The organism is Falsochrobactrum ovis, from assembly GCF_003259955.1.
GTDB lineage: Bacteria > Pseudomonadota > Alphaproteobacteria > Rhizobiales > Rhizobiaceae > Brucella > Brucella ovis_A.
Map to the genome: position 1 here is coordinate 12232 of NZ_QLMK01000022.1, position 17352 is coordinate 29583.

Here is a 17352-nt window from a genome sequence, read left to right on the forward strand (position 1 = left end):
AGGTCCGATCAGCGAATGCCGCACACATAGCCCTACCGACCTCACAGAACCCTCCAGATTCAGCCTTCAAAGAACATGCTCTAAAAGCGTAACAAGCTTGGCGGCACGGAATCGTCTTTGGCGGCGCCGGACTTTCTCGCCGGTCCAGTCGTAAGGGGTATGCCGTCTCATTGATAGGTGAACTCGGCTTCGAGGATCGTTCGGTCCAACACATGCGGGGCGGCGATATTCAGCAACGCATAGACGACCTGCTGATGATCCCAGCCGGCTTCGATTGCCAATTCGATCAATCGGATCACTGACGGCTCGAGCGCGAACTGGCATTCTTCCTGATACCTCAGGCCTTCATTGAGGCTCCGGGTCGGGCCGTTGATTTTTTTGATCTTCTTCATCATTCAATACTTCCGTTAAGGTAACCGCGCTGAGCGTTCGCGCAGTCGCCTGATTTCTGCGTCGAATCGGGAGTGGCAAGTGAAAGGAACGCCGGGACATTTTTGTTGATCTAGACCAAGGCGCTTGCGCGTCCCGCTCCGGACGAAGCCAGGCGGGCCAGAGTTGCTACTCGATTAAGGTGTAACCGGCCTGGTATCTGGAAGGGTCCCAGATCGTCTGCCGAGTATTCGACCGATATAATATCCGATTTCTCGGGCGCCTTCCCAACCGCCAGTTTCTGCCAGTAGCCGGCGCGGGGCCTGACGATGTCATGGTCGTCGCATGCGCGAGCGACCTTCACAGCGGGGATGCCATAGAGTTTTGCTATCTCAGTTATCGGGTGAGACCAAACAAGGTCATAAAGGGCCGATCTGCTTATCTCCATTGTTCCCCCTGTGGCCACGCGGTGTTTTCCGAATACCAAATCTGTGGCTTCTCCAAAGTTGCAGATTTCTTCGTGTCGGAGACACGTGTGCAAACCGATCTCGTCGACAATTAAAGACCAAGGGCGGAAAGGCCCGAGAACGGTGTGCGCGTGCCTCACTTCCATTGGGAGCATGGAATTGGTACCCGAGCTGCCCAGGTCATCACGGATGTGACCAACGACTTGATGCCGCAGTGCATCAGCGGGTCTACTGCCTCCACCCGGATCATGATCCCGACCTCACCAGCTCGCAGAATGGCGCGGCAATCATCAAGCATGAGAACAGTATCGCCGTCATTATATTCTTCCATCTTGCTCAAATCTGCGATCTGACGAGCAATTGTGGGCATAAGCTGCCGTTACCGATTTGTTCGGCGCGAAGGCAGGTACGCTCGAATAGTGCGGTCAATGTGCGGATTGGCAAGAGCGCCCAGCGACCGGTGCACCTGGCGGATGAGGTCTGGCAGATCTTTGGGCGGAACATTATTGTGACCGACATACGAAGTCACAATGTCCGCTGCAGTCCAGCAAAGTGCACGCCGACTTCCGATGATGCCTGGTTTGTTCTTCAATCGGCACAGGTTTATCCTTCACCCCAAATCTCACATCACAACTGCAAACTCCGCTGCGTGATCATGTGCAGACCCACTCGCGAATGTCGCATTGCCTACCGCTGGCTTCACAGGCAGATAGCGAAAGATCCTCTGCCTCTTTTCGTGTTGAAGCGGATTTTGCTCCCCATGCCGACATCCCACCGGCCGGCTCGGTGCTTACAGCCAGGGCGCCGCAATGATTGTACGGAAATCCGCTGCCATCATCGTCGTTCCAGTGCCGGTGGTTCCGGAATACTGAGACGATCGTGCATGACGCGCCGCCCGCCTTTTCGCAGTGCCGTAGTGCCGCCCGCTCGGCCTCCGGCCGCTTGTCTGCTCCCCAAAAGAAGCCATGCCTGCCATCGCGTTCTGAATAGGCGATTGCCGCCCAGATCCCCTTCTGATCGCCACTGCCGGATTCGAATTGCACCACGGGAGGCTCAGGGATTTCTGAGATGGTCGCGGGAAGATCCGCAGCACGGACCGTCGAGATACCGGCGACGGCAAACAGACCCACGGCGGCAAGAACACTTCGTATGGTCATTGCTGATGCTCCTTCTGTCTGGTCTGCGACGCGGGCTGTTCGGACGAACAGGGTGTTTGCGGAGCCTCTCGATGAAGACGCGGCCGGCAATCCGGAACCCGGGCCTGCTGGTGGGCGGTGCTCGACGCTCCGGCCTCTCGACCGGGCGCTGCGGTGCTGACTGCCGTGCCAAAAGCGACTGTGAGCATCGCGAGGAGGGAAAGTGTCGTTGCAGCCCGGATCGCATTTCGATTTGCACTTGTACGGCGAAAGGGAGTGGAACGTCTCATGAGCTCAGCCTGCCGCCTGGGTGACCGAGATCACGATGCACGATTGGTCCGAGGGCAGCAGAAGAACCTGCCCGCCATTGTTTGCGACGTTGTAGACCGGGATCTGACCCAATGTGCTGGCGAGCGTGCTACCCGCCGGTAAGGTCGCAGGCATCTCGGTGCATTTTTTCGGGAACGGCGCGATCCGGACCATTGCCCCTTCACATGCCGTTCCATTGGGGGAGGCAAAAACCAGACCTGCCGCCGGACCTGAATACGTTGAGGTGGCATAGTTCATGCCGACGAGCGCCTGCACGGAATGCTTGTCCGGCTCGGCATTGTGCCATTGCGACTGCACATTGTATTGAGCGCCGTTCGCCAGCAGTTGGCCGAGAACCGGGAATACGGTCCCGCAGGTCTTGATGCCGGCTTGTTTGACGTGCTCGACAAATGGGGTTGTCGGCAAAGCCGGATCTGCTTTCGGTGTCTCTGCCGTGGTGCCTTGTGCAAATACGCTGACAACGGCAGGAAACTGGAGCGCCGCAAACCCGGCGCCACCGAGGACCAGAATACCCATAGTGGCGACGAGCGCTGTCCGGCCCCAGCTCCTCCCGGGCTTGACGGCAGGCTCCGCTGCAGGGGAAGGACTGGTTGCTCCGCCATCTCTGGACATTATTCGGTCGTGGATAGATTGCTGCGTCATCCTGGTGCTCGTTTCAGTTGATTGCGGACAGGGCTGTAGCCAACCCTTTGAGCGACGCGGTCACGGAGATGCTCTCTCCGGCCGTCGTCGAATAGGAAATTTCCGGGCTCGATTGCTTGCCGATATGCTCGCGTAGGATCGGCCCGACGGGAACCTTGCCGACGCACACAATGTCGTTGCAACCCTCGATGGCGACAGCGACCGGGTTCGCGCGACCGGGGAATTTCAGTGAAATCTTGCCATCGCTCTTTGCGTTCGGTGACGTTCGCAGGATCATGAATGGCTTGCCATCCTGTGTCGCCGCCAGCGACCAGCTGAACACCAGCTTGTCGCTCTGATCGACGATAACCTGGCTGACATTGCATACCATCTGCTTGGCATGCAGGTTTTCGTCGCAGATCAGGGTCCAATTCTCGAACGGTCGAATGCTCCGACGATATTGGCCTACCGGTACATCTGCCGGGACGACGATATCAGACGGTTTGATCCGGTAAATGTTTGTGGCCGAATGTGAAACCTCCTGCCCAGCAGCGGGCGGGCTGCCGGGCAGGAGAAGGCAAGCCACGAGTATGAGGGCGGGGGTTGTGGCTTGCCTGAGCATGGCGGCCTCAGTTCAGCGTGAAGCTGAGGCCGGCACCAACACCCCAGTTTCCGCCGGCGGTAGTGGCAGACAGGTTGCTGCGCAGGCGGCCGTCTTCACTGGTGTAACCGGCACCGAAGGCGAGCGCGCCTTCGCCACGCCAGAAGCCGCCACCTACAGCCACGCTCGCCTTGCCGGGACGGTCGTCGTAGCGCAACGACGCTGCCGCAAGGCCGATCGCGGCTGCCTGACGAGCTTCCGTGCGGATCTCACCGATTTCCTGGTTCAACTGGCCAAACTTGTAGTCGGTGTAGTTGTTAGCCTGGTTCAGCGTCGTCACCGCCACCTGATCGGTGTAGGTGTTTGCCGTTTCGATCGCGTAGTTGACTCGGTTATCGGTGTAGTTGTTCGCCGTCTCGATGCCATCCTTGAGCTGGCTGACGTTAACGGCGTCCGTGTCGGCTTGACCCGCGGCAACGTTGGAGATCAACACCGGCGCATTCGGATCGCCGCCCTCGAGGGTGATCGAGTTGAACTTATTCTCACCGTCGTTGTCGTATTTGACAGCAAATTTATCCAGCTCCCCAATACCTTGATCAAGGTCCTCTATCGCCTGATTGGTGGCGTGAAGCTGTGAACCATTGACGGCGTCGGTAGAGTCTTCAGAAACCCGGCCGGCTGCGACATTGGTGATCGTCCGCTCTGCGCCTTCGTCACCAACGCTGACAGTACCGACAGGCTCGGTCCCGGCAAACTCATACTGCTTACCATTGATCGTCGTACCGGTGGTTGCGACTGCTTCCTGGGTCACGGAACCCGCACCCAGCGCCACGTCGTTGGCATTGTTGGCCTTCGCTCCTTCACCGATGGCGACGGCGCCATCGGCTCCCGTGGCCGTCGTCGCGCCATTCCCCATGGCGATGCTGCCATCGCCGTTGGCAACAGCCTCAGGCCCGACCGCAACGCTCTCCTGGCCGATTGCCTGACTGTCCGCGGCCGATGAGTTGGCGTGGAAATACTTGATGCCACCGCCATTATCGATGTCATCGATACGCGAATTGACGTTGGTCACGCTCTGGCTGAGCCCGCCCAGCGCATCGCCCACATTGTCATGAGTGATGGTGGTTACGTTCCCAGCGGCATCGATCGATGCGATATCGTAAGCGGGTGCCGTGAGCGTGCCATCAGGATTGACCGATATGCCATAGGCAGCGCCACCGAGGTGACTGGCGATGCTGTTGGCTGTACCCCAGAGCTGCGCGCCGTTGATCGCATCCGTCGAGAACTGGTTGATCACTCCTTGCGACAGGTTGGTTATCCGCGTTCCGCCCGTCAGGCCACCATCTGAAGACAGATCGCCTTCGAGCGTGATGAGGTCCTTCGGGTCGCCAATAGAGCCGTCATATTTGACGGCGCGATCATCCAACTCGCCGACAGTATCGTCGATAGCCTCTATCGCCTGATTGGTGGCAAACAGCTGCGAACCGTTGATGCCGTCGGTGCTGTCGGCCGCGATGCGTCCGGCTGCGAGATTGGTGATGGTGCGTTCGGCGCCTGCCGATCCTACACTGACCGTCGAGACCGGATTGATGCCGGCAAACATGTAGTTAGTACCATTGATCGTTACCCCGGTTGTAGCGACAAGCGTGTCCGCAATGGCGCCGTGCCCCAGCGCCACGCTATCGGCGATCGTGGCCTGCGCGCCCTGACCGATGGCAGTGGCGTAGTCGGCACTGGCGGTGGAAGCATGCCCCACGGCAAGGCTGTTGGCATTCAGTGCTTTGCTGAATTGCCCCAGGGCCGTGGAATTCTCGCCGTTGGCATTCGCTGCCTGCCCCACGGCGGTGGCATAGGATGCGTCGGCAACGCTGAATTGACCGAGGGCCGTGGAATAGGTGCCCGACGCCAATGACAGTTGGCCTAATGCGGTGGTGTTTTCGCCACTGGCAATTGCGCCCTCGCCCACGGCGGTGGACCATACTTGGGTTGCCTTACTATTCTGGCCCAATGCCGTGGAATGGTCGCCCGACGCTTCGGCGACCTGCCCGACAGCCGTGCTGGCCAGGCCGCTGGCCACGGTGCCCATCCCGACAGCCACCGACATTTCTCCGGTGGATTGGGCTTCCTGCCCCAGCGCCGTGGCGAAGTTGCCGTCAGAGCGCGACGCCATCCCGACTGCTGTCGAGCGCTCGCCAATGGACTGGCTGAACTGCCCTACAGCAGTTGAGTACACCCCCGTTGCCTGGGCAGCCTGACCTACGGCGGTGGCGTTGTAGTTGTTGGCAAGAGAACCCTGGCCCACGGCGGTTGAATACTGTTGTGTAGCCTGGCTGAACTGACCGAGCGCGGTAGTATATCCGGCGGTGGCGTGACTGTCTTGCCCGAGCGCGGTTGCGTACTGCTGCGAGGCTTCGCTGAACTGGCCCACGGCGGTCGACTCACCGCCGGTGGCGCTGGCTTGTTGCCCCAACGCCGTGTCCCGATAATTCTGGGCCAGCGAACCTTGTCCCAATGCCGTCGATTCGGAGCCATAAGCACGGCTGAACTGGCCGACCGCCGTGGCGTGCCATTCAGCCCAACTGGCCGACCCCACAGCCGTACCCAGTTCGCCAAAGACGGTTGAAGCTTCACCTATTGCCGTCGACGCAAATCCTGCCGCCTGTGCGCCGCGCCCCAAAGCGGTCGCGGCAACTTCTGATGCGGCGGCATCTGCCCCGACTGCCGTGCTGCCCCACATCGCCGCAACGGCGCGCGTGCCGACGGCTGTCGAAACATCGCCGCTTGCCTGAGCGTCGAGCCCGGCCGCCAGCGAGTCGATGCCCGTGGCGCCATCATTATTATAGTTGCCACCCGGCGTGCCGCCGTCGTTGACGCTATAGTAGTGCGTCTTGTTGGCAACAACGGTCGCATCCAGCGCCTTCAATTGGCTGACGTTGACCGCGTCGGTATCGACACTGCCAGCCGCGACATTGGTGATCTGGCGTAACTGACCGTTCGCCACGTTGCCCACTGACACCGCCGCCAGCGTGCTCTGCGTCGCGTTAATGCCCGCCGCGCTCGCACCTGCCGGCACATAGCCCGCAATGCCCGCAACAGTGCTCGCCACCGAGCCGGAGCCCAGTGCAACGCCGTCAGCGACTGACACGGATGAACCCGTGCCCAGCGCTGTTCCGCCAGAAACATCGGAGGATGCATTCTTGCCGACCGCTGTGCCAGCGACTGTACCAGATGTCGTTGTTCCACCGAAGTAAGTCGCAATTGCTCCATCGCCGAAGGCAGAGCCACCATTGCCGGCGCGAGCAACCGCACCCATGGCAACCGAACCTGTTGCGATGGCCTCACGGCCGATGGAAATGGCGTCGACGCCAGTTGCCGCACTGTCGGTGCCGATTGCCACCGCGTTATCGGCCGCTACATAGCTTCGGGTGCCGAGCGCCACTGTGTCGTTCAGTTTGGCTTGAGGCACGTCAGTGACCGCGAAGCCATAATTGGTGCCGTCCCGACCGACGTAATTGGAACCAATGTTTGAAATACCCGTGCCGGCACTTGTACCGAACGCGAGATTGCCATTCCCCTGCGTGCGCACTCCTGCCAGCTCGCCCGAAGCAACATTCCGGTCACCGTCAAGGCCCTGGCCCGCATTCCGGCCTGTCAAAACGTTCCGGCTGCCTGTTACATTGCTGCCCGCCAAATATCCGACACTGACATTGGATCCTCCTATCGAAACATTTCCAGCGCCGACTCCCAATGCCGTGTTGCCGGTACCATTGACGTTCATGCCCGACTGATCGCCGAGAAATGTGTTTAAATTGCCGACGCTGTTCGAGCCGGCTAACTGGCCGATGAAGACACCTTGAATGCCCGTTGCGCCCTGCCCGGCAAAGCTGCCGATCGCCACAATGCGGTCGCCCAAAGCCTTCGCTCCGTCGCCGATGGCAATACCATTAATACCAGAAACGTTGCTTCCTTTGCCTATGGCGACAGCTGCCCTCGATGTGGCGGAAGTTGCTGCATTTTGTCCGATCGCGATCGAATCACCGCCCTGTGCGCCGTCATTGTTATAATTACCGCCGCCTGTTGAGTTGATGCTGAAATAATGCGTCTGGCCGGCTGAAGTGATGGCCTTCAATTGTTGGACATTGACGGCATCGGTGTCGGCTGCGCCGGCTGCAACCCCGGTGAGGCGGCGAGAGCCGATGTTCATTTCTCCCTGTGCGGACCCGCCGACCAGATAAGCCTGCGCACCCAGCGTGGTGCCGGTTGCGGCAGATCCTGCGCCGATCGCTATACTGCCAGCATGACTGACCGCCGCGCCCTGCCCGATCGCTGTGCCACGATCAGCCGTGACCGTTGCGTTTTCACCGGCCGCAGTGCTGTTGTTGCCCTGCGCACTTGCTCCCTTGCCCAAGGCGGTGGCGGACTGTCCTTCTGCGCGAGAACTGGTTCCCAAAGCGGTGCTCTCGTTCCCAGTGGCTTGGGCTCCCGTTCCGACTGCGACGGTGCTTGTCCCGGGCGCTTTGGCGCCAAGACCGACGGCAACCGCATTCTGACCGCTTGCCGAGGTCGAGGTGTTACCGAGTGCGATCGCGCCCGTGCCCAGATTGGAAGCAGACCATGCGTTCAATGCTGCGAGGTCGACATCCATTGGAGACACCCCTACTGGTACGTTGGTAACAGTCGCAAATCCCCCTTCCTTCGCCACCTGGCAGGTCCAACTGCCGCTGCCCGCAACAGGCCGATCGCAGGACGCGCCATTGGGCAGAAACGTGCTTTCGGCAAATACCGGGGACGAGAAACCAAGGCTCACGGCAAGCGCACCCCCGACACCGAGCGCACCCAGTCCCAGCCGCTTCCGGCCCATGCCCAACGACATGGAGGAAAGGCGAAGAATCGCCATCAAACGACGCCGAAGCGAACGGGTATCTCCGTCGCCAGTCACCCAGTTATTGACAAATCCCCGGCGACCATTCGTGATGATTGAACCCTTAACAACAGTATTGTCAGTCATGATGTCTCCCCTGAGCCGCCGGCTTCCGTGGCGGGCGTCAACTCAATTGCATTGATTGTTTGATTAGATTTCGGTTGTTGTTCGAACAGGGCTTGCCCGTTTTTGGTGCCCAGCTGTTCAATCGACAGATAGGCCTTTTCGACCCAGCCCTGAGTGGCGGTCGGAACGGATCGCAATGCCCGCTCGACGCGATCGTCATCGAGTTTCTGCGACATCAGGGTCCGGCAAGCATCAAGATGCGCTAACGGGCGTTCCTCCGCGTAGAAGGGGCTCGTCAGTCCAAGCACAAACAGAGCGAACAAGTGGTCCAGCTCATCCTGTGTAACTTGAGACGCATATCGCGTCTCAAGTGCGTTCCAGGCCCCTGAAGCCTTGGACGAAAGCAACGTGATCGGATCACTGCCCGTGATTGGAAGGAGAGCAGCGTTCATAGCTGCGCTCCTTCTGCTTCGTAGGTCCGCCAGTATTCCCGAAGCTTGTTGCGGATCGTCCTCAGCGAGATACTGAGCATGTTGGTTGTGCGTGTCCGGTTGCCATGACAATGGCGCAGCGTCTGAAGAATGAGCCTGCGATCCACATCGGCGAGTGTCTGGCCAACCAGCATCTGAACGGCTTTGTTCGCCGTCTCTTCGCCCGGAGCATTTCCGCTCGCCGCGAGGCGGCACACGACATGATCAATCAGCCGTTCCTCGCTTGCGGTCACCACGATCACGCCGGCATGCGAGGCGAACTCGGTGAAGACGAGGTGTCCGGTTTCGCCGTCGATGGTGACGACGGCGCTGTCCCTGAGAAGTAGGCGCGGGTACCCCCTTTCGAGTCCTAGCACAAACGGTAGGGTGTCTTTGGGAAAAGCCTGATCCTCAAACAGGACGAGTAGTTCCGAGCACAAATAGGAAAGCCGCGCCTCCTGCATGGACACGCTTTGATCAGGCTGCTGCATGCGTTTCCCGAAAACAGGTTCAGCAACGCCACCGGCCGCCGTTTGCGCGCTCTTGTTGCGTTTTCCGAATAAGCGCAGCGCCGAGCGCACGCCGTAGGAGCCGAACAGGGGACTACGATCGGTCATTAAGCCCCCTCGCCCACCAGCCGACCCAGCCGGCTACTAGAACTGAAATCAAGAGGCAGCCACTAGAGTGGACATTCCCCGCAAGAAGGAACCCGACAATAGCGCCGGAGATGGCAGAACAACCCGAAAGCACCAGAGCCGGTGAAGCCGGTTTCTCGTTTGCGGCGGCGTCGTCGCGAGAAGGCTGGATCGAGGATGTGGAGCTGAAATCTTCGCGCAGGCTCATGAACCATCCTCAATGCGTGGCACACCAACGGTGGCAGTGACCGGCACCGAGAAGAAATGGCCCTGAATATGGGTCGCACCGGCTAGCTGCGCGGTTTCAACTTGTGCTACGGTCTCGACACCTTCCACCACCACGATCGGAGCAAAGCACGATGCAAACGCCACGATATGTCGTAGGCTGTTGGAACCGTCATGAGAACGGCGGATATCGTGAATGAAAGCTCGGTCGATTTTCACGATGTCAAAATCGATTAGTTGGACGATCCTTGGCGAAGCAAAACCTGCGCCGAAGTCATCCAGCGCAACGCGACAACCCAGACCTCGCACCTCGGCGATCACGTCCGCACAGAATGATATATTGGTCCATTCGCGCGTTTCGGTCATTTCAAGGATAAGCCGACGCGCGAGATACGCCCGATCAAGAATTTGCACAAGAATGGCATTCCAAGCCGGTGTGTTGGACACATTCTCGGCAGAGAGATTACACCCGAGAACCAACTTCGGGTCTACCTCAAGCAGATCAAGAACAAGCTTGAGCATGTGACGGTCGAGCATGGGGGCGTCATGTCGAGCCTCAAGGTATGGGACAAATTCGCTCGCCGCATAGACCTTCCCGTCCGGATCAATCAGCCTGGCCAGGCACTCGCCATAGAGAATCTCATCAGTAGCAACTGCAGAGCGGATGTCCTGGACGGAGCTACGGATACGATCATCCGCGATCGCCTTGGCGACCATCTCCAAATGCTTCTCATCGAGGATATTGATATGATCAAGCATAGCGCCTCAAGCGTTGGAGTATTTCTATGTTGTGGATGAGGTTGCCGGTATGCCGCACGTCTTGAATAGATAATGCAAGTGCTCCTCCACTCTACTTGCCGCACGAATAAATAAGCACTATCAGGCGTGTCGAGTGCCTTGTCGGCCATTCCACAATCAGTTCCAAAAGCGAAAATTACTAGAGAATAAATATCGGATGCTCTCGTGTGATGGCGAGTCACACACCGTTCCGCAACAGTGGGCGTAACTGCACAAACGGTTACAACGGTATGTTCGATAGTTGCGCAACCGTTTGGCATCATCTCTAATTGGTGGCGCGCCATTTAGAGTTTAGTGATGCTTGGAAGGGCAACATCTCTGTCTTAGAGAGTAGAAGCAGCTTTGGCAAAGATTTCCATAATATAACTGGGGGGCAAATGGTCGATCAGCAAGAGGTACGTGATCAGCTTGCGCGAATCTTGGAATCGAGAACATTTCAGAAATCTGAATCGATCAAAAGATTTCTGAAATATGTTGTCATCGAAGACATTGAGGGGCGCGCGAATACGATAAAATCATACACGATCGGCACTGAAGCGCTGGGGCGCCCAAGTGATTTTGATGTCGCCAGCGACGGCATTGTACGCACAACCGCAAATAGGCTGAGATCTTCTCTGGAGAAGTATTATCTGACGGAGGGTAGAAACGACCCCATTCAAATATCGTTGCCTCTGGGGGGATACATTCCGGAATACTCAGAGAAGCCGGATTCCATGTTGCTATTAGCATATGACGAAGGCGACTTGGGGAACGATGACCCACCCGATTCCTCGATCAAATCGGAGCCGACCGTAGCTACGCCTCGGAAATTTCGACGGCTGTTTCTATATGTGGCTAGCGCGATTCCACTTTTAGCCGCGGCAGTTTACGGTGGACTGCGATTCATCGATCAATGCGCTGACGTTGCATGGCAACCACCAACGATTCTAATTCCCTCAGCGAGTGCGCTAACGGCCGACGAGCACGCGATTCGCTTTGCGCGCAGCCTACCTACACGTCTATCAGACGCCCTGACTTTCTACGACATAAATAGTGTGGTCCGAGTACAGGATTTTTCTGAAGCCCAAAACTATGTAGGCAGACTTCCCAGCAATCAGGGTGCTTACGTTGTTACAGCCGAGGTAGATACAAACACCGCCGGAATTGGCGTGTATTGGCAATTGGTAGACGCACGAACCGGCGCCGTACTTTGGTCTTCCGAAATCCTGAAAGGAGACGGGTTTCACGCAGTGGACATTATAGTTCATGAGCTCGTTGGCGAGAATGCCGTCATTCGTTCGGTTGAGCGACGCAAGCTCCCTCTTGATCCGATCGCCGGCTATGTTTGCGTGACGCACACCCTCAACGAAATGATTACCCTCACGGAAGCCAAGCGCGAATGGATGTCGAAGTGCCTTAGTGAAACAGTTGGCGCGCAAGCCGATTACGCTCAGGCTTGGGCCCTCCTTGCCTTAATGCGTGTCGAGGACTCTATAGCGGCAGCCGATGAGGGAGATCATGAGGCCAGCAAAGCTGCTCTCGAAGATGGCTGGAGAAGCTTCCGCAACGCGGAGAGATTGGCACCCGGCTCGTGGTTTACCCTTCGCGCCAGAATGGCCCTTGAATTCCAGGAGGGAGACTTCAAAGCCTTTCGAGCCTCTATAGCAAGGGCTATAACTCGTCTTCCTGAGAATGCGCGAGAACGGATCGCCATCGGCGAACGACTGTTTGCGCTTGGTGAATACGAAGAAGCCTCAACCATTATCAAGAACACAATCAATTTAATGACGGTCTCCGCCCCCTCCGACTACTTGTTTCTGGCGGCCGCTCTCTATAGGCGCGGGGAAAATCGCGACGCCCTTAAACTTCTGCTGGATCAACCTGTTCCACAGAACGCCTTTTACTGGAGTCTGGTGGCGGCCACCGCCGGTGACCTTGGTGACGCAACTACTGTGGGATTAGCCATGCGTTCCTTGGTGGCCATACGCCCAACAGAATCAAGAATTCTGGAGGCTAGCTTACGCAATCGACACTTTCGAAATGAGTTCATTGAACAAATTCGGAGCGACTTCAACCGCGCATCAAGAATGTGATTGGACAGGAAGCAACTCTATGCCAGTCTAAAGCGCGTCCACTTTACTCGGGGTCATATCCGCAGGATTCGAAGTAGTTGGCGCATTCTTGTGGTTCGAACAGCGTGACGATCTGGCCGACGGTATTCTATTAGCCCTCGACGGTCCGCTCGGCTTTGGCGCGCAAGACGGCCTTGAGCTTGGCGAAGGCCTGGGGTTGAAGTCTGGACTGTATGGAGGAAGGTAGAGCAAGCTGCACCCCACACCTTCGATTGCGAGACGCACGCCCTGCGCCTTATGTGACGGCAGGTTGTCCATGATGACGATGTCGCCGGTCACCAGGGTTGGAATGAGAACCTGTTCGACATAGGCCTGGAATGCTAGCCCGTTCATCGCACCGTCGAGAACCATGGGCGCGGTCATGCCGGATATCAAGTTTAAACAAGCCCCGACTGGAAACCCAGCGCAGAGGTCGGAAGCGGAACCCGAAGGTGCCAGTGGAGAAGGGTGCCACCCCTAACCCAACAGCAATGGAACGACCGCGATGCGCGAGATGATGTCCGCTCACCGCAGCTCTCGCTTCAACAGCGTCTCCAGCCAGTCTGCAAAAACCTGAAGCCTGCGCGAAAGGTGCTGACGGTGCGGGTAGAGCAGCGTCATTGGCATCGGCTCGGCGCGGTGACTGGACATCACCTCAACGAGCTCGCCCGCTTCGATGTGATGCCTGACGTCATAGGCTGGGATCTGGATCAGGCCAAGACCGGCCAGGCAGCAGGCGATGTAGGCCTCGGCGCTGTTGACAGTGACACGACTGCGCATGGGCGTGGATTGCAACGCTCCTCCCTCTAGCCATTCCCATGATTCAACTCTTCCGCTCGAGGGCGATGCATAGTTGACCGCGACGTGGCCCTGCAAATCGTCAGGCGACTTGGGCATCCCATGTCGTTTGAGATAGTCAGGACTCGCCACATTGATGAGTTGGAGTTCCCCAATCGCACGCGCAATCAGGCCGGAATCGGCAAGTGGCCCAACCCGCAACACACAGTCGACGCTCTCGCCGACGAGGTTCACTGCGCGGTCGGTAACGCCCAGATCGATGTCTATCTCCGGGTATTCGTCCAGGAAGGCTGACAGCGCCGGGGCAATAATGAGGCGCCCGATACGGCCGGGAACGTCGATACGCAGCTTGCCCGCCGGGGTCGCGGATTGACGGAAGATGTTCTCGGTCTCCTCGACGTCGGCGATCAGGCGCACGCAGCGATCGTAGAAGGCCGAACCATCTTGCGTCGGCGACACCACTCTGGTTGTCCGATGCAGAAGTCTCGCCCCGATCCGAGCCTCCAACTCCAGCACCGCGGCCGACACCGACGATCGAGGCATACCAAGCGTATCCGCTGCACGGGTAAAGCTTGAGCATTCGACAACACGGGCAAAGATGCGAAACAGATCGATGCGGTCCAAATTAGAATACCTTTTATTGTCCAGACTTTCTGACAAGTGATGTCAGAATGATCAACTTTATAGGATAATCATAGACGATACTATGTGCTCTCGAAAGCGGCGGCATGACGCGGTCGCATACAAGCAAGGAGACCGACATCATGGCTGATCACAGCATCAAGGGTAAAACTGTCATTATCGCCGGAGGGGCGAAAAACCTCGGTGGTTTGATCGCTCGCGATCTCGCCAAGCAGGGCGCGAAAGCTGTCGCGATCCACTACAACAGCGCAGCAACGAAGGCGGAAGCCGATGCGACGGTTGCCGCCGTCAAGGCTGCTGGAGCCGAGGCGGTCGCGATCCAGGCTGATCTCACGACAGCCGGCGCGGTGGAAAAGTTGTTTGCCGACGCGGTCGCCGCTGTTGGCAAGCCCGACATCGCCATCAACACCGTTGGCAAGGTGCTGAAGAAGCCGATCGTCGAAATCTCGGAAGCCGAATATGATGAAATGAGTGCGGTCAACGCCAAGTCCGCATTCTTCTTCCTCAAAGAGGCTGGCAAGCATCTCAATGACAACGGCAAGATCTGCACGCTGGTAACCTCGCTGCTCGGCGCATATACGCCATTTTATTCGAGTTATGCCGGCACCAAGGCGCCGGTCGAGCATTTCACGCGTGCAGCCTCCAAGGAATTCGGTGATCGCGGCATCTCGGTGACGGCGATCGGCCCGGGCCCGATGGACACGCCCTTCTTCTATCCGGCTGAAGGCGAGGATGCCGTCGCCTATCACAAGACGGCCGCGGCACTGTCGAAGTTCTCCAAGACCGGCCTCACCGACATCGAGGATATCGTCCCCTATATCCGCTTCCTCGTCTCGGACGGCTGGTGGATGACCGGCCAGACCATCCTCGTCAATGGCGGCTATACCACCAAGTAAAATGACCGTTCAGGGGCGTGACAGCGACGTGCCGTTCTGCCTCTGAACGCTCCCCCCGGACAACGGCTGGCGCTTTTCATGAAGCGCGCCGGCCGATCCGAAGAACATGGATCATCACGGGAAGAACGCACGCCGATCCCCGATGGGGATCGTTACTATTTTCTAAGGAGAAACCGATGTCGGACGCATCCGATGAGTTGCGGCTTTTCGTGACGCTGAAAGTGAAGCCGGAACAATTGGCCACTTATCTGAATGCCATGAAAGACGAGGCAGCAGGCGCTCGCAGCGAGCCGGGGAATCTCGGTTTCGATCTATTCGAAGACGCGGGCAATGTACAGACCATCTACCTTCTGGAGCATTGGGCAAGCAAGGCGGCGCTTGAACATGAGCATGCACGGCAACCCTATTACATCCACGTTCGCGGACTTGAAGCAGACGCCCTGACCGGCGAATTTGAGGAGCGCCGGCTGCAGGAGGTCGAACCACAGCACCCCCGTCTCCGTCAGAGCGCAAAAAGCATCGGTGGTGGCAAGTTCCGCGCTGTCATTCTGAAATCCGCCGACGGCGACGCATTCAAAGTCTTGGAAGAGGCCTTCGCCGACCTGGCTTCGCACATGCGCAACGCCAGCGGAAACCGGGTCTTTTCCTTGTTCCGGAATCTGGAAAACGCGAATGAGCGCCTGTTTTTCGAGGCCTGGGACGACAACGATGGGCGCGATCAAGGCTGGGCGGCAGCTGCAGCACAGCGATTGACCACGCTTCTCGATGCCTCGTCCTGGGCAGAAAAGCACAGCATTGTCCTGATCGACCGCGGCAACGACGCTGCAGCCTAATTGGTGGCCCCGGTTTCAATCAACTTTTCGGTCACGCACCGAGGATGGAGGAAAATACGCATGCACATGCTTCTCGTCATAGCAGGCGGAATCCTTCTGCTCGGGGTCTTTTTGCTCTTCGGCAAACTCTGGGGCGGAGATCTCTCCGGGGTCGTCGCCGCGGCCAAGTTTTTTATTCCAGTCTGGTTTGCAATCGCTCTGACGAATATGTGGGTTGGCGTCACGCGGGCCGGCTATACAGTGGCTCAGGAATTGCCGATCCTTCTTGTCGTCTTTGCGGTCCCCGCAATCGTGTCGGCGGTTGCCATATGGCAACTCGGGGGAATCGCCCCGCCGCATTTGCCTCCTCACCAACAAGAAAGAACAACCATGTCGGTCACTCTTCCGCCAGCCCTTCAATCCGCCGTCAATGCGATAAACGCGGGCGACGAAGATGCCTTCGTTGCTGCCTTTTCCCCGGATGGCATCATCAATGACTGGGGACGCATCCTCAGGGGGGCCGATGGAGTGCGGTCGTGGGCACGTTCAGATGCGATCGGAGCTCAGGCCAGAATGGCAGTCCTTGAAGTGGTTACCAAGGCTGATACGACGCACATCGTTTTCGACTGGCAGAGCCGCGTCTTCAATGGCCGCAGTCAGGCCTATGTGACCATCCTCGACGGACTGATTACAGAATTCCGCATTCCGTCAAAATAAGAGAAAACCAGGCCATGGCCGCTGAAACTGTTACCCAGGCCGCCGAAGCGGCCAGTCATGGCGGCATCGACCTGATCGCCGTCGTCGTTCTGCTTGCGGCCGCAGTCGTTGCCGTACCGCTGTTCCGCCGGGTTGGGCTCGGTTCGGTTCTCGGCTACCTGGCCGCTGGACTTGCAATCGGCCCGTTCGGTCTCGGCTTCTTCCACGACGCGCAATCGATCATTCATGTCGCTGAACTCGGCGTCGTGCTGTTCCTATTCATCATTGGTCTCGAAATGCAACCATCGCGCCTGTGGGCCATGCGTGGCGAGATCTTCGGACTCGGCTTGTTGCAGGTTGGCGTCGCCATTGCAGTGCTTGCATGGGTCGGTATAGCGCTTGGCTATCCGACTGCGGCGAGTTTCGTCGCCGGCACAGGCTTCGTACTGACTTCCACGGCCATTGTTATGCAGATGCTGCAGGAGCGCGGCGAGATGGGATTGCCCAAGGGCAGACGCATCATCGCCATTCTCGGTGTTGTCACGTTAACTGGGCTACAGTTGCCTGCCTGACGGGTTGGGCGTAAATTTTGGCGATGCAGACATCAGATATCATCTTCAAGCGTCACCGTTTTCCGCCACAGATTATTGCTCATGCGGTGTGGCTTTATCTGCGGTTCAACCTTAGTCTGCGTGAAGTTGAAGAAATGCTGCTTGAGCGTGGAATTGACGTATCATACGAGACAGTTCGTCGTTGGATCGCCAAGTTCGGCCCCCAGA

16 protein-coding genes and 4 pseudogenes are annotated in these 17352 nt (G+C 58.0%); 6 read left to right on the forward strand and 14 right to left on the reverse strand.

Annotated features, from left to right (window positions below; all coding sequences use genetic code 11):
- Positions 1–167 precede the first annotated feature (167 nt).
- The 12 genes and pseudogenes from C7374_RS14820 to C7374_RS14875 all read right to left on the reverse strand — a co-directional run bounded on the left by C7374_RS14820 (position 168) and on the right by C7374_RS14875 (position 10600).
- Positions 168–395 (reverse strand): hypothetical protein, encoded by a 228-nt coding sequence (locus tag C7374_RS14820; protein ID WP_111576389.1) that lies wholly within the window; start codon positions 393–395, stop codon positions 168–170.
- A 577-nt stretch (positions 396–972) separates the two neighbouring features.
- Positions 973–1206 carry a hypothetical protein gene (locus tag C7374_RS14830; protein ID WP_111576391.1) on the reverse strand — a complete coding sequence of 78 codons (234 nt, stop codon included), beginning with the start codon at positions 1204–1206 and terminating at the stop codon, positions 973–975.
- Between the two features lie 9 nt (positions 1207–1215).
- Positions 1216–1428: a MucR family transcriptional regulator gene (locus C7374_RS14835; protein WP_280970195.1), complete on the reverse strand. Its 213-nt coding sequence runs from the start codon at positions 1426–1428 to the stop codon at positions 1216–1218.
- A 61-nt stretch (positions 1429–1489) separates the two neighbouring features.
- A complete protein-coding gene (locus C7374_RS14840) occupies positions 1490–1993 on the reverse strand; it encodes a DUF4189 domain-containing protein (RefSeq protein WP_111576392.1) in 504 nt (167 codons plus the stop codon).
- Entirely contained in the window at positions 1990–2262 is a 273-nt protein-coding gene (locus C7374_RS15845) for a hypothetical protein (protein WP_146612750.1), read from the reverse strand. Before C7374_RS15845 ends, C7374_RS14840 begins: the two co-directional genes overlap by 4 nt.
- 4 nt (positions 2263–2266) lie before the next feature.
- A complete protein-coding gene (locus C7374_RS14845) occupies positions 2267–2818 on the reverse strand; it encodes a hypothetical protein (protein WP_342634735.1) in 552 nt (183 codons plus the stop codon).
- A 139-nt stretch (positions 2819–2957) separates the two neighbouring features.
- Positions 2958–3545 carry an invasion associated locus B family protein gene (locus C7374_RS14850; RefSeq protein WP_111576394.1) on the reverse strand — a complete coding sequence of 196 codons (588 nt, stop codon included), beginning with the start codon at positions 3543–3545 and terminating at the stop codon, positions 2958–2960.
- A gap of 7 nt (positions 3546–3552) precedes the next feature.
- Complete coding sequence (locus C7374_RS14855; protein ID WP_111576395.1) at positions 3553–8532, reverse strand: YadA-like family protein; 4980 nt, start codon at positions 8530–8532, stop codon at positions 3553–3555.
- Positions 8529–8963 (reverse strand): hypothetical protein, encoded by a 435-nt coding sequence (locus C7374_RS14860; RefSeq protein WP_111576396.1) that lies wholly within the window; start codon positions 8961–8963, stop codon positions 8529–8531. The genes C7374_RS14855 and C7374_RS14860 overlap by 4 nt, the downstream gene beginning before the upstream one ends.
- A pseudogene (locus C7374_RS16450) lies at positions 8960–9136 on the reverse strand (helix-turn-helix domain-containing protein); the annotation flags it as partial. The pseudogene C7374_RS16450 and the gene C7374_RS14860, both read right to left, overlap by 4 nt.
- Positions 9137–9584: 448 nt before the next feature.
- The gene (locus C7374_RS14870; RefSeq protein ID WP_111576398.1) at positions 9585–9824 is read right to left on the reverse strand and encodes a hypothetical protein; all 240 of its coding nucleotides are present in this window, start codon (positions 9822–9824) and stop codon (positions 9585–9587) included.
- Positions 9821–10600 (reverse strand): EAL domain-containing protein, encoded by a 780-nt coding sequence (locus tag C7374_RS14875; RefSeq protein ID WP_111576399.1) that lies wholly within the window; start codon positions 10598–10600, stop codon positions 9821–9823. The genes C7374_RS14870 and C7374_RS14875 overlap by 4 nt, the downstream gene beginning before the upstream one ends.
- A gap of 416 nt (positions 10601–11016) precedes the next feature.
- Here C7374_RS14875 and C7374_RS14880 point away from each other — a divergent pair, with 416 nt between their 5' ends.
- Positions 11017–12711 carry a tetratricopeptide repeat protein gene (locus C7374_RS14880; RefSeq protein ID WP_111576400.1) on the forward strand — a complete coding sequence of 565 codons (1695 nt, stop codon included), beginning with the start codon at positions 11017–11019 and terminating at the stop codon, positions 12709–12711.
- A 43-nt stretch (positions 12712–12754) separates the two neighbouring features.
- On the opposite strand, the pseudogene C7374_RS14885 reads toward C7374_RS14880, so the two are convergent.
- Together C7374_RS14885 and C7374_RS14890 are read right to left on the reverse strand one after the other, a co-directional pair.
- Positions 12755–13122, reverse strand: a pseudogene (locus C7374_RS14885) (transposase); the annotation flags it as partial.
- Positions 13123–13254: 132 nt separating this feature from the next.
- A complete protein-coding gene (locus C7374_RS14890) occupies positions 13255–14151 on the reverse strand; it encodes a LysR family transcriptional regulator (protein ID WP_109366494.1) in 897 nt (298 codons plus the stop codon).
- Positions 14152–14291: 140 nt separating this feature from the next.
- Between C7374_RS14890 and C7374_RS14895 the strand changes: the two genes are divergently transcribed.
- The 5 genes and pseudogenes from C7374_RS14895 to C7374_RS14920 form a co-directional block, all read left to right on the forward strand.
- Positions 14292–15065 (forward strand): SDR family oxidoreductase, encoded by a 774-nt coding sequence (locus tag C7374_RS14895; RefSeq protein WP_111576401.1) that lies wholly within the window; start codon positions 14292–14294, stop codon positions 15063–15065.
- Between the two features lie 176 nt (positions 15066–15241).
- A complete protein-coding gene (locus C7374_RS14900; RefSeq protein WP_109366495.1) occupies positions 15242–15898 on the forward strand; it encodes an antibiotic biosynthesis monooxygenase in 657 nt (218 codons plus the stop codon).
- A gap of 60 nt (positions 15899–15958) precedes the next feature.
- Positions 15959–16594 (forward strand): nuclear transport factor 2 family protein, encoded by a 636-nt coding sequence (locus C7374_RS16310; RefSeq protein ID WP_210205152.1) that lies wholly within the window; start codon positions 15959–15961, stop codon positions 16592–16594.
- Between the two features lie 14 nt (positions 16595–16608).
- A pseudogene (locus C7374_RS14915) lies at positions 16609–17106 on the forward strand (cation:proton antiporter domain-containing protein); the annotation flags it as partial.
- 62 nt (positions 17107–17168) lie between these two features.
- Positions 17169–17352 (forward strand): annotated as a pseudogene (locus C7374_RS14920) (IS6 family transposase); the annotation flags it as partial.